Genomic DNA, 11,927 nt, shown 5'->3' with positions numbered 1-11,927 from the left:
CCAACTACGCCGCCGCCAACGCCCACCTGGACGCCCTCGCCCAGCACCGCCGGGTCCACGGCCTGCCCGCCACCAGCCTCGCCTGGGGCCTGTGGCAGCTGGCCGACGGCATGACCGGCCACCTCGACGCGACCGACCGCTCCAGGGTCGCCCGCAGCGGCATCCTGCCGTTCAGCGAGGCGGAGGGGCACGCGATGTTCGACGAGGCGCTCGGCGGCGCGGCGCCCGTCGCGATCCTCAACCGCTTCGACCCGGCCGCGTTGCGCACCCGCGCCGACGCCGGGATGCTCCCGGCCGTGCTGCGCGCCCTGACCGGGCGCCGGGCCCGGCGGGCGGCGGCGAAGGCCGAGGCCGGGGGCGAGTCGCTGACCCGTCGGCTGGCCGGGCTGGACGCCGAGCGGCAGCGCGCGCTGGTGCTCGACCTGCTGCGCCGGCACACGGCCACCGTGCTCGGGCACGCGGACCACGAGGCGATCAGCCCGATCCGGGCGCTCAAGGAGCTGGGCTTCGACTCGCTCTCCGCGGTCGAGTTCCGCAACCGGGTCAATGTCGCGACCGGGCTGCGGCTGCCCGCGACCGTCGTCTTCGAGTACCCGACCCTGGAGACGCTCGGCCGCTTCGTCCTCGCGGAGCTGACCGCCGTACCGGCGGCGGTCGCGCCCGCGTCGAACGTGCTGGACGAACTCGCCCGGATCGAAGCCGGTTTGTCCCCGGCCGCGCTCGACGGCCCCACCCGGGACGCCGTCGCCGCCCGGCTGCGCAAGCTGCTGGACCGCCTGGGCGAGGCCGGGGCGGTCACGCCCGGCGACTCCGGCGCGGACCTCGGCGAGCTGATCGGGCAGGCCAGCGACGACGAGATCTTCGACTTCATCGAGAACGAGCTCGGGCTCTGAACGGGCCCAGGGGGAACACCACCATGTCCAACACCGCACCTTCGGGCTCGATGAGCACCGAGGAGAAGCTCCGCGAGTTCCTGCGGAAGGTCACCACCGAGCTGCACCACACCCGCCGCCAGCTGGCCGAGCAGCAGGAGCGGGCGCACGAACCGATCGCCGTCGTCGGCATGAGCTGCCGCTTCCCCGGCGGGATCGACTCACCGGCCGCGCTGTGGCGGTTCGTCGCCGAGGGCGGCGACGCCATCGGCGGCTTCCCAACCGACCGCGGCTGGGACCTCGCGGCGCTGGCCGCCGACGACCCGGACGCCCCCGGCACCTCGTACGTCCAGGACGGCGGCTTCCTCGCCGAAGCCGGGGCCTTCGACGCGGTCTTCTTCGGCATCAGCCCGCGCGAGGCCCTGGCCATGGACCCGCAGCAGCGGCTGCTGCTGGAGTGCGCCTGGGAGGCGCTGGAGCACGCCGGGATCGACCCGCACGGGCTGCACGGCAGCCGCACCGGGGTCTACGCCGGGGTCGTCCACCAGGACTACCTGGCCCGACTGCGCGCCATCCCGGCCGAGTTGGAGGGCTACCTCGGCACCGGCAGCTCGACCAGCGTCGCCTCCGGGCGGATCTCCTACGCGCTCGGGCTCACCGGCCCGGCCGTCACGGTGGACACCGCCTGCTCCTCCTCGCTGGTCGCGGTCCACTCGGCGGTCCGGGCACTGCGGGCCGGCGAGTGCGACCTCGCGCTGGCCGGCGGCGCGACCGTGATGGCCACGCCCGGCATCTTCCAGGAGTTCAGCCGCCAGCGCGGCCTGTCCCACTCGGCCCGCTGCAAGGCCTTCGCGGCCGACGCGGACGGCACCGCCTTCGCCGAGGGCGCGGGCCTGCTGGTGGTCGAGCGGCTCTCCGACGCCCGCCGCAACGGCCACCCGGTGCTCGCGGTGATCCGGGGCAGCGCCGTCAACCAGGACGGCCCGTCCAACGGGCTGACCGCGCCCAACCGGCAGTCCCAGGAGGACGTCATCCGGCAGGCGCTCGCCGACGGCCGGCTCTCCGCCGCCGAAGTGGACGCCGTCGAGGCGCACGGCACCGGCACCCCGCTCGGCGACCCGATCGAGGCGCGCGCCCTGCTCGCCACCTACGGGCAGGCCCGCGGCGAGGCCGACCCGCTGTGGCTGGGCTCGCTGAAGTCCAACCTGGGCCACACCCAGGCCGCGGCCGGGGTCGGCGGCATCATCAAGACGGTGATGGCGATGCGGCACGGCGTACTGCCCCGCACCCTGCACGCCGACCAGCCGACCCCGCACGTGGACTGGGAGTCCGGCGCGGTCGAGCTGCTCACCGAGGCACGGGAGTGGACGACCGTCGACGGCCGTCCGCGCCGGGCCGCGGTCTCCTCCTTCGGGTTCAGCGGCACCAACGCCCACCTGATCCTGGAACAGGCCCCGGCCGAGGAGCAGCCCGCCGAGGCGGCCGACGCACCGCGGCCGCTGCCCGAGCCGCTGCCGTGGCTGCTCTCGGCGGCCGACGAGGAGGCGCTGCGCGCCCAGGCCGAGCGGCTGCTCGCCCACCTCGACGGCCACCCCGCCGAGCGCCTCGCCGACCTGGCGTACGCCGGCTGCACCACCCGGGCGCAGCTGACCCACCGGGCGGTGGTGCTGGGCAGCGGGCTGGAGGAGGTCCGCCGGGGGCTGGCCGCGCTGGCGGGCGGCGGGCAGGCGCCGAACCTGCTGCGCGGCACGGCGGCGGCCGGCCGGGGCGCCGCGCCCGCTGGAGCGGACGTCGCCGCGCTGGCGGCGGCACATGTGTCCGGCACCGAGGTGGACTGGGCGACGCTGTTCGCCGGCACCGGCGTCCGCGCGGTCGAGCTGCCGACCTACGCCTTCCGGCGGGAGCAGTACTGGCTGGTCGACGAGCCCGCGCCCGTCGTGCAGAGCCCCGCCGCCGAGACCGTGACCGGCACCGGCGAGCTGACGCTGAGCGGCTGCACCGAGTGGCAGCCGCTTCCCGAGGAGACCGGGGTGCCGCTGCACGGCACCTGGCTGCTGGTTACCCCCGCGGGCGGTGCGACCGACGACCGGGCCGCGCAGGCCGCCGCCGGTCTGGCAGAGCACGGCGCGACGGTCGCCGCCCTCGCCCTGGAGCCCGAGGAGCCCGCCCGGGCGCTCGCCCGCCGGCTGCGCGAGGCCGCCGAGCGCAGCGGCCCGCTGGTCGGGGTGCTCTCCCTGCTCGGCCCGGCCGCCGGAGCCGCGCCGCAGGCCCACCGCAGCACCGCCCGGGCCGCCGCCGCCCTGACCCGTGCCCTCACCGAGGCCGGGGTGGACGCACCAGTCTGGTCGGTCGGCGAGCTCACCGCCCAACCGCCCGCCACGGCCTGCACCCTGTAGGCCCCTTCTCGGACCCCTGCCCGAACCGTTGCCCCCGACGGTTCGGGCAGGCCCGTCCTCCCGACTGCCTCAGATCCGCTCCAGCGGCCGGTGCGGCGCCGCCGGCAGCTCCACGGTGATGGTGTCGCCGGGCCCGACCGGCCCGCCGGCGCGGACGAGGGTGGTGGCACTGACGGGGAGGGGGATGGCGTGACCGGACCGAAGAGGGACCTCCGGCGGATCGACGCGCCGTTCGTTCCCCTGGGCCCGTCGGGTGTGACGGTCCGTGACCGTCTCAGGGGCCTCACGCCCGAGGATGAGAAGGTGCTGCGGCTGGTCGGCGGGCATCTGGGGGCTCTGGCGTCGAAGGTTCTGAAGGCGCGCTGCGCGGACGGCCTGGAGCACGGCAAGGAGACGTGGGCCGCGCGCAAACGTGACCTGACCGTGGAGTCGTCGTCGCGCTGGGCCGGGAGCGTCACGAAGGCGACGCATGACCAGTGGGCGCTGGCCCGGCGTGGGCAGGCCACGCACCTGGACTCGTTGGACGCCGGCATCCGAATGCTGAGGCACCGGCTGTCGCTGCCGGTCGGGGAGAAGGGCACCGGGCGCGCACCTGGTGGCTACCGTTCCAGGCATGAGTGGTTCGTCAAGTCCCGTCGGCTCGCGGCGCTGGAGGAACGGTACGCGGCTGTCCGGGCCGATGGTGAGGCCGGTCGCGTGCAGGTGGTGCTCGGTGGCGGGAGGTTGCTGAACGCCCGGCACAACTTGGCCGCCGCCGGTCTCACCGAAGCCGACTGGCGAAAGCGGTGGGAGAGCGCGCGGTGGGACGCGGGCGACCAGTCGGGCATCCACCACCGTTCGGGATGCACGCAGTGATCAGACCTGGGCCCAAGACCCACTCCTGATCACTTAATTGGAACGGTTGCGCAGGCCGGTGATCTCCACCTCCGCCTCGGGGCCGATCCGCAGCACCGCACCGACCCGCAGGCCGAGCAGGTCCAGCCCCTCGGTGGTGATGTTCTCGCCGAGCGCGCCGGGCGCCACGTCGTAGCCGGACTCACCGAGTTCGGTGAGCAGCTCCCGGTGGATCAGGTGGACCTGGCGCAGGTTGGGCCGGGTCGGGTCCTGCGCCACGCGAGAACGGTGCTTGACCGTCACCCCGGCGTGCACGTCGCCCTCCACGCCGAGCCCGGCGAGCAGCGTGATGCCCTCCCGGTTCGGCTTGCTGAACGAGTACTCGGCGTTGCTGCTGACTGCCACCACGGTGCCGCCCATGCGTTCCGGGTCCTCCTCGCAGATGCACGTTCGATCGGCCTCGAAGCCTACGGCCTGGCGGACGCGCCGAGCAGGGGCAGGACGACCTCGTCCAGGATCTCCGCCACCACCCGGTCGGACGGCACCGTGCCCTCGATCAGGAAGGCGTCGCGCAGCAGGTCCAGCGGCAGCGAGACCACCCGCGGGGTGAGCCGAGCCGGGTCTATCTCGCCCCGGTCGGCGGCCCGGCGCATCACCGCTGCCAGGCCGTCCACCGGCCCCTGGGCCGTGAGTCCGTTCCGGAAGAGGGTACGCAGCTCGGGGTCGCGCATGATGTCGACCAGCACCCCGTGCACGGTGTCGACCGGCAGGTCGTCGAAGCGGTGCAGCATGCCGCACAGGAAGAGCAGCAGGTCGGTGCGCAACTCGCCGGTGTCGGGCGGCTCCTGGTAGTCGGGGGCGTTGCGGCCGAGGGCGGCCACGACGAGTTCGACCCGGTTCGACCAGCGGCGGTAGAGCACCGGCTTGCTGGTGCGGGCGCGGGCGGCGACGCCGTCCATGGTGAGGCGGTCGTATCCGTGGTCGACGAGTTCGGCCCAGACGGCGTCGAGGATGGCCCGTTCCAGTTCACCGCCGCGCCGCCGCATGATCCCCGCGCCCGCCGTTCCCGCTCTGCCGCTCGTCACCGGATCCCGCCCCCGCCCTCATAGATACGTTGCGTTTCTTATCGGGGTCAGTCTACAGTCGGGGGCAGGAAACGCGCCGTATCTTACGGCCCGGCGAACAGGGGGCTTCGTCATGCCCGACACACCCGAGACCGATGTCCTGGTGGTCGGCGCCGGCCCGGTGGGCCTCGCGCTCGCCATCGGACTGGCCCGCTCCGGGATCGACTTCCGGATCATCGAGCGGGACGGGGAGTTCCGCACCGCGGGTGTCCGCGGCAAGGGCCTCAACCCGCGGACCCTGGAGGTCTTCGACGACCTCGGGGTGGTCGAGCGGATCCTCGACCGCGGGGTGCTCAACCTGAAGGTCCGCACCTACGAGGGCCCGACACTCGTCCATGAGGTCGACCCCGCGGCCGCCCTCCCCGCCACCCCGGACCGCCCGTACCGCGGGATGCTGCTGGTCGCCCAGCACCACACCGAGGCCGTGCTGCGCGAGCGCCTCGCCGAGTACGGCGTCCGGGTCGAGACCGGCACCGAGCTGACCGGTCACACCCAGGACGGGGACGGCGTGCTCGCCACCCTGCACCGGGACGGCCGAAGCGTGCGGCTGCGCGCCCGCTACCTGGTCGGCTGCGACGGCGGCCGCAGCGCCGTCCGCAAGCTGGCCGGCATCCCCTTCCTCGGCGAGACCTGGGAGGAGGAGCGCTTCATCATGGCCTCGATGGACCTCGACGGCCTCGACCCCGACCACATGCACATCTGGAACCACCCCCGGTTCGGCGCCGGCGCCATGGCGCTGGTCCCGATGCGGCAGGACGGCAAGTGGGCCGTGCACGCCGCCGTCGAACCGGACGGGCAGGGCGAGCTGCCCGCCCCCACCCTGGACACCTTCCGCCGGCTCTTCGCCGAACGGGCCGGCATACCCGGCGTCCGGATGCACGAGCCGGTCTGGTCCACCGCCTGGCGCCCCACCGTGCGGGTGGTCGAGCGCTACCGCGACGGCCGGGTCCTGCTCGCCGGGGACGCCGCGCACTGCCAGTCCGCGGCGGGCGGCCAGGGCCTCAACACCGGCGTCCAGGACGCCCACAACCTGGGCTGGAAGCTGGCCGCCGTCCTGCGCGGCGCGCCCGGGGCGCTGCTCGACAGCTACCAGGAAGAGCGGCTGCCGATCGCCCGGGCCTCGCTCGCCGCCACCTCCGCCCACCACAAGGCGGTGTTCGGCGGCGACGGCGCCGGCCTGCTGACCGAGCAGTTCCGCACCCTGGCCGTCGCCGGCGCCGACCTCACCGGGCTCACGCTCGGCTACCGGGGCGGACCGCTCGGCCGCGACCTCGACGGGACCACCGGCATCCGGGCCGGCGACCGCGCCCCGGACGCGCCCTGCGCGACCGTCGACGGCACGCCGACCCGGCTGTTCGACCTGTTCCGCGGGCCGCACTTCACCCTGCTGACCTTCGGCGACCACCCGGGGCCGGCCCGGCTGCCCGCCACGGCCGGACTGCGCCGGGCCGCCGTGCTCGACCCGGCCGGGCACGCCGCCCGCGCGTACGGGCTGAGCGGGGACGCCGTGGTGCTGGTCCGGCCGGACGGCTACGTCTCGCTCGCCGGGGCGACGGCCGACCCGGGCACGGTCCTCGGGCACCTGCGGGCCTTCGCCGTGTGACCGGTCGAGCACTCAGGCCCGCTGGGCGCCGGGCGCCGCCGAAGCCCCGACCCCGACCGCCCGCTCGTCAGCATCCGCGAGCCAGAAGAACACCGGTGAGAAGCCGAGTTCGATCACCATCAGCACCACCTGGAACCCCTGCGGCCACCCGTCCGTGACGATCGCCAGCACCCGGCCGAGGCCGCCCAGCAGGAACACCGCCGTCAGTGCCCGGACCGCCCGGGCGGGCACCGGCGCCTGCCGGGCGGCCCAGATCGACGTTCGGGGGCGTACCATCGGGCCGGAACGGGAAGCCGCCCATAGGGGTCAATTCCCTACGAAAATATGACAGTTGGATGCCTGCGCCCCGCCGGCCCGTCGACCCCGAAGGGATCCATGTCCTCCGCCGCACCGGACACCGCCACGCCGCTCCCCCCGCTCCACCGGCTCACCGTCACCCCCGCCCAGCCTCCACACCCCACCACCCTCCCGGACGGCACCCCCGCGTGGCTCGTCACCCGCTACCACGACGTCCGGCAGGTCCTCGGCGACCCCCGTCTCACCCGGGCCGACCTGCACGAGGTCGGCACCGCGGGCAGCACCGCCGACGTGGCCGCCAACCCGGCTTCCCTGTTCAACCAGGACGGCGACGCGCACCGCCGCCTGCGCGCCACCATCCAGAAGGCCTTCACCCCGCGGGCGATCGCCGGCTGGCAGCCCTGGGTCGCGGCCGCCGTCCAGCAGGCCGTGGACGCACTGGTCGCCGCCGAACCGCCCGCCGACCTGGTCTCGGCCTTCACCCGGCCGGTGCCGTTCGCGGTCACCACCCGGCTGATGGGGCTCGACGGCGACGGCCCCGACCGCCTGGACGACGAGCGGCTGCGGCGCTGGACCCTCGCCCTGCTCGCCCAGGGCGGCGAGCCGACCGAGGACCACAGCACCTCCCTCGCCGAATTCAGCGCGTTCACCCGTGAGTTGATCGGGCGTCGGCGACGAGCGCCCGGCGAGGACCTGGTCAGCCGGCTCGTCCTGGCCGCCGACCGGGACGGCGGCGTCCCCGAGGACGCGCTCGCCTTCCTCGTCCTCGGCCTCACCGCCAGCGGCAACGAGAGCGTCACCGGCGCCCTCGGCAACGCCCTGGTCTACCTCCTCGGCGAACGCCCCGACCACTGGCCCCGCCTGGCCGACCCGGCCGTCACCGAGCAGACCGTCGAACGCCTGCTGCACTTCATCCCGCTGGGCGACGACGAGGCCACCATCCGCCGCGCCACCGCCCCGATCGAGCTCGGCGGCGTCACCATCCCGGCCGGCGCCGTCGTCGCGGCCAGCCTCGGCAGTGCCAACCGCGACCCCGCCGTCTACCCCGACGGCCTGGACGCCGGCCTCGACCGCCCCCTCGCCGCCCCCACCCTCGCCTTCAGCTCCGGCCCCCACTACTGCATCGGCGCCTGGCGGGTCCGGCTCGAAATGCGCGAGTCCCTCCGCCGCCTGGCCGCCGCCCTGCCCGGCCTGCGCCTGACCACCCCGGTCGACCGCCTCCCCTGGCAACTCGGCACCACCACCCGCAGCCCGGCCGCCGTTCCCGTCTCCTGGTGATCCCCGGGAGCGGCGTCAGCCGTCCAACAGGGCTTGTTCCCAAAGGTCCTGACGCTGCTCGATGTAGTCGGCGTCGCCGCGCCAGACCTCGCCGTGGCCTTCCGCCCACAGCCGCGCCCAGGGCTGGACGCCCCGTCCGGCCTCGTCGCGCAGGAAGTCGTACATGGAGCGGGTGCGCCGCCCCAACAGCGGGACCAGGTGGCGCCGTTCCGCCTCGTCCAGCCCGTAGGCGTCGGCGAAGACCCGCACCCGCTGCCCGGCGTCGGCGCGCTGCCAGGCCGGATCCGCCGACAGCGGGACGAAGCCGTGCAGGGCGTAGGCCACGTCCCACAGCCGGGAGCCCGGTGCGGCGGCGTCCCAGTCGATGAAGGCGAAGCCGCCCCCGCCGCCGGCCACGAGGTTCCACGGGGCCAGGTCGTGGTGGGCGATGATCTCGTGCTCGTCCGCCGGGATGAGCACCTGCCAGCGGGCGTCCGGCGGGGGCGTGAAGTCCCGTACGGCGTCGTGGAACTCCCGGATCAGCCGGGCCACCCGGGCCAGCCGCTCCGCCGGCTCCACCAGCGCGAAGCGGTCCGGCCAGACCACCTCGCCCGACAGGTAGCTGAGCACCTCGCGCCCCCGCTCGTCCAGACCGAGGGGCCGGGGAGCACCTCGGAACCCCACCCCGTGCAGGTGCGCGAGCAGGGCGTGCACCGCGGGTGTCCACGGCCCGGCCGGGCGGCGCACGGTGTCCCCGACCCGGACGACACCGGCACTGACGTTCCCGCCCGTCAGCGGCTGCTCCTCGTCATGATCCATCGCGCCAGTCTGCCAGGCGGGTCGGCCGCCGATCACTGGAACACGGGGCCTACGGGCTCCTCCCGCTACGCCCACAGCCCCTCGCCCAGCACCCCGCCCTCCCGCACCCCCGGCAGCACGTACGCCACCGCCGAAGCCGTGTGCACCAGGAAGGAGTTGAGCGCGTCCTTGGCCGCCAGCCGCTCCTGCACCCGGTTGAACTGGGCCGGATCGCGGACGAAGGCGCAGAACAGCAGGCCGCGGTCGTCCGGCGCGTCGTCGTAGCTGTAGCCGCGCCGCAGCATCCGGGCGCCGGCGTCCAGGCGTGGGCTGCTGAGGCGGACGTGCGCGGTGCTGGGGATGACGTAGGAGCCGTCGGGGTTCTTGGCGTAGATGTCCGGGTCGTCGTGCTCGGCCGTACCGGTGAGCGGGGTGCCGTCGGTGAGTCGGCGGCCCATGGCCAGATCGCGACGGTCCCCGGGGAGGGCGGCGAACGCCGCGGTGTCCATCCGGATCCGGCGGTAGACCAGCACCGTGCCGTGCTCGTGCGGCCCGGGCGGGCCCCAGACCCACTGCCGGGCGGCCGTCTCGTCCGGGTTGGCCGTGCCGTCCTTGAAGCCGAAGAGGTTGCGCGGGGTGGTGCCGGGGGCGGTCCGGGCCAGGAAGCCGGACTGGGTCCAGCGGACGCCCGCCCCCGCCGACTTCCCCGCCGCGCCGACGAGTTCGGCGACCACCGTGAGCGGCCAGCGGTCGGCGGCGCACAGCTGCACCACCAGGTCCCCGCCGCCGCGCGCCGGGTCGAGCCGGTCGCCCGGGAAGGCGGGGACGTCCGCCAGCGCGGGCGGCACGTTCAGCCCCAGCCTCGCCGCCAGCCCCGGCCCGACCCCCACCAGGCTGCTGAGCTGCGCCGGTTCCCCGCCCCGCAGCCGCGGGTCGCTCGACGTCCCGCCCGCCGCCTCGGCGAGCACCCGGGTCAACTCTCCCAGCAGGGAGCGCAGGGCGCCGCGCCCGTCCGAGGTGGCGGCGGGCGCCAGGTCGAGGGCCAGCAGCACGGTGGCCGGCTGCTGCGGGGCCGTCACCCCGGCCTGCCGCTCCCCGTGGAACGGGACGGGGACGGGGACGGGCGCGGACGGCGGCGGGGGCGAGGGCGAGGCGGCGGGCCGGCCGCGCCCCAGCACGACGGCCCCGGCACCGACCCCGGCGGCCAACACCGCACCGCCGCCCGCGATCAGCGCCCTCCGATCCACACCGCTTCTGACGGTTCCCGGTTCTTTCTGCGCCTTTCCGGTTTCGGCATGCATGACCGACATTGGAGACGATAGAACACCCTTTATGCAACTTTTGACTATCCGTCAACTTCCCCCTGACTCGTCACCTGTCCGTGGACGGAGCTCACTCCGAGGCCTCCCCGCACTCTTCATCGCCACCGCCCTCGCCCTCTCCGGCTGCTCCTCCGCCACCGGTTCCTCCGCCGACGCCCACCACCCGGACGGCACGGTGGTGCGGGTCCCACAGGACTTCCCGACCATCCAGAAGGCCGTGGACGTCGCCCGCGAGGGCGACACCGTGCTGGTCTCCCCCGGCACGTACCAGGAGAGCGTGCGGATCGCCAAGCCCCGCGTCGTGCTGCGCGGCACCGACCGCAACACCGTGGTCCTGGACGGCGGCGTGCGGCTGGTCAACGGCGTCACCGTGACCGGCCCCGGCTCGGTGGTCGAGAACCTCACCGTGCACGGCTTCCTCGCCAACGGCGTGCTGTTCACCGGCGTCACCGACGAGAAGCTGCAGCAGCGCGGCGCCGGCGGCTCCGCCTACAACCCCCTGGACACCACCCGGTTCCCCGCCGTCCAGGGCTTCCGCGCGACCCGCGTGACCGCCTACAACAACGGCCTTTACGGCATCTACGCCTTCGACGCCCGGGCGGGGGTCATCGAGGACTCCTACGCCTCCGGCGGGGCCGACTCCGGCATCTACGTCGGCCAGTGCAAGCCCTGCGACACCCTGGTGCGCGGCAACACCGTCGAACGCAACGCCGTCGGCATCGAGCTCACCAACTCCTCGGACGGGCTGTACGTCCTCGGCAACCGCGTGGTCGGCAACCGGGTCGGCGTCACCGTCAACTCCAACGACCTGGAGGCCCTCGCCCCCCAGCACGGCGCCGTGATCGCCGGGAACGCCGTCGCCGACAACAACGCCGCCGACACCCCTGAACAGGCCGACGGCGGATTCGGCATCGGCATCGGGATCGGCGGCGGCACGGCGAACAAGGTCGAACGCAACCTGGTCAGGGGCAACCGCGCGGCCGGCGTCATCATCACCGACCCACCCGGCCACCCGGCCGCCGGCAACCAGGTCCAGGGCAACCGCGCCGAGGGCAACGGCGCCGACCTCGTCCTCGCCTCCACCGACCCCGGCAACTGCTTCACCGGCAACCAGCCCGCCACCCAGAGCCCGATGGACCTCGAAACCCAGGCCGCCTGCGGCACCCAGGGGCGCGCCCCGCTCGCCGCCGGCCGTGCCGCCCCGGTCCAGGCGCCGCCCGGCCTCCCCTTCAACCAGGTCCCGCCCCCGTCCGAGCAGCCGTCCCTGCCCGACCCGGACGCCCCCGGCCGCCCGGCCGTCGACCTGCCGGGAGCGGTCGACCCGGACGCCTACCCGCTCCCGGCGAGCGCCGACGCGCTACGGAACCGATCATCGTGCCGGTGCCGTGCGCCTCCACGTAGCCGATCTGCGTCGGACGGACGCC

Annotated in this window: 9 protein-coding genes and 3 pseudogenes; 6 read left to right on the top strand and 6 right to left on the bottom strand. The window is 74.9% G+C overall.

Going from position 1 to position 11,927, the window contains the following annotated elements:
- The 3 genes and pseudogenes from ACWC9T_RS38450 to ACWC9T_RS38440 form a co-directional block, all read left to right on the top strand.
- On the top strand, nucleotides 1–893 hold an 893-nt coding region (locus ACWC9T_RS38450), incomplete at its 5' end, for a phosphopantetheine-binding protein (RefSeq protein ID WP_449825685.1).
- Nucleotides 894–943: 50 nt separating this feature from the next.
- Nucleotides 944–3,268: a beta-ketoacyl synthase N-terminal-like domain-containing protein gene (locus ACWC9T_RS38445; RefSeq protein WP_449825687.1), complete on the top strand. Its 2,325-nt coding sequence runs from the start codon at nucleotides 944–946 to the stop codon at nucleotides 3,266–3,268.
- A gap of 189 nt (nucleotides 3,269–3,457) precedes the next feature.
- Nucleotides 3,458–4,093: pseudogene (locus ACWC9T_RS38440) on the top strand (IS200/IS605 family accessory protein TnpB-related protein); the annotation flags it as partial.
- Between the two features lie 75 nt (nucleotides 4,094–4,168).
- On the opposite strand, the pseudogene ACWC9T_RS38435 reads toward ACWC9T_RS38440, so the two are convergent.
- Nucleotides 4,169–4,522, bottom strand: a pseudogene (locus ACWC9T_RS38435) (MOSC domain-containing protein); the annotation flags it as partial.
- Between the two features lie 47 nt (nucleotides 4,523–4,569).
- Nucleotides 4,570–5,187: a TetR/AcrR family transcriptional regulator gene (locus tag ACWC9T_RS38430; RefSeq protein WP_449825684.1), complete on the bottom strand. Its 618-nt coding sequence runs from the start codon at nucleotides 5,185–5,187 to the stop codon at nucleotides 4,570–4,572.
- A gap of 112 nt (nucleotides 5,188–5,299) precedes the next feature.
- Between ACWC9T_RS38430 and ACWC9T_RS38425 the strand changes: the two genes are divergently transcribed.
- Nucleotides 5,300–6,829, top strand: coding sequence for an FAD-dependent monooxygenase (locus ACWC9T_RS38425; RefSeq protein ID WP_449825683.1), 1,530 nt, complete (start codon nucleotides 5,300–5,302; stop codon nucleotides 6,827–6,829).
- A 12-nt stretch (nucleotides 6,830–6,841) separates the two neighbouring features.
- On the opposite strand, the gene ACWC9T_RS38420 is transcribed toward ACWC9T_RS38425, so the two are convergent.
- Nucleotides 6,842–7,105 carry a DUF4345 domain-containing protein gene (locus ACWC9T_RS38420; protein ID WP_449825682.1) on the bottom strand — a complete coding sequence of 88 codons (264 nt, stop codon included), beginning with the start codon at nucleotides 7,103–7,105 and terminating at the stop codon, nucleotides 6,842–6,844.
- Between the two features lie 99 nt (nucleotides 7,106–7,204).
- On the opposite strand from ACWC9T_RS38420, the gene ACWC9T_RS38415 reads away from it, so the two are divergent.
- A complete protein-coding gene (locus ACWC9T_RS38415; protein ID WP_449825681.1) occupies nucleotides 7,205–8,404 on the top strand; it encodes a cytochrome P450 in 1,200 nt (399 codons plus the stop codon).
- Between the two features lie 15 nt (nucleotides 8,405–8,419).
- On the opposite strand, the gene ACWC9T_RS38410 is transcribed toward ACWC9T_RS38415, so the two are convergent.
- Both ACWC9T_RS38410 and ACWC9T_RS38405 read right to left on the bottom strand, forming a co-directional pair.
- On the bottom strand, nucleotides 8,420–9,202 hold the full coding sequence (locus ACWC9T_RS38410) for a phosphotransferase (RefSeq protein WP_449825680.1): 783 nt from the start codon (nucleotides 9,200–9,202) through the stop codon (nucleotides 8,420–8,422).
- A 65-nt stretch (nucleotides 9,203–9,267) separates the two neighbouring features.
- Nucleotides 9,268–10,482: a Dyp-type peroxidase gene (locus ACWC9T_RS38405; RefSeq protein ID WP_449825679.1), complete on the bottom strand. Its 1,215-nt coding sequence runs from the start codon at nucleotides 10,480–10,482 to the stop codon at nucleotides 9,268–9,270.
- On the opposite strand from ACWC9T_RS38405, the pseudogene ACWC9T_RS38400 reads away from it, so the two are divergent.
- Nucleotides 10,481–11,248: pseudogene (locus tag ACWC9T_RS38400) on the top strand (right-handed parallel beta-helix repeat-containing protein); the annotation flags it as partial. The gene ACWC9T_RS38405 and the pseudogene ACWC9T_RS38400 overlap by 2 nt on opposite strands.
- Before the next feature lie 484 nt (nucleotides 11,249–11,732).
- On the opposite strand, the gene ACWC9T_RS38395 reads toward ACWC9T_RS38400, so the two are convergent.
- Nucleotides 11,733–11,900, bottom strand: coding sequence for a hypothetical protein (locus ACWC9T_RS38395; RefSeq protein WP_449825686.1), 168 nt, complete (start codon nucleotides 11,898–11,900; stop codon nucleotides 11,733–11,735).
- Nucleotides 11,901–11,927 lie beyond the last annotated feature (27 nt).

It is taken from the genome of Kitasatospora sp. NPDC001159, from assembly GCF_053598235.1.
The sequence above is the reverse complement of the archived record's forward strand: the minus strand, read 5'-3'. Positions and strand labels throughout refer to the sequence as shown.

What these genes read in the sequence shown, in the direction of transcription:
- ACWC9T_RS38445 (WP_449825687.1), top strand. Translation starts at nt 944, where the DNA reads ATGAGCACCGAGGAGAAGCTCCGCGAGTTCCTGCGGAAGGTCACCACC.
- ACWC9T_RS38425 (WP_449825683.1), top strand. Translation starts at nt 5,300, where the DNA reads ATGCCCGACACACCCGAGACCGATGTCCTGGTGGTCGGCGCCGGCCCG.
- ACWC9T_RS38420 (WP_449825682.1), bottom strand. Translation starts at nt 7,105, where the DNA reads ATGGTACGCCCCCGAACGTCGATCTGGGCCGCCCGGCAGGCGCCGGTG.
- ACWC9T_RS38415 (WP_449825681.1), top strand. Translation starts at nt 7,205, where the DNA reads ATGTCCTCCGCCGCACCGGACACCGCCACGCCGCTCCCCCCGCTCCAC.
- ACWC9T_RS38410 (WP_449825680.1), bottom strand. Translation starts at nt 9,202, where the DNA reads ATGGATCATGACGAGGAGCAGCCGCTGACGGGCGGGAACGTCAGTGCC.
- ACWC9T_RS38405 (WP_449825679.1), bottom strand. Translation starts at nt 10,482, where the DNA reads ATGCATGCCGAAACCGGAAAGGCGCAGAAAGAACCGGGAACCGTCAGA.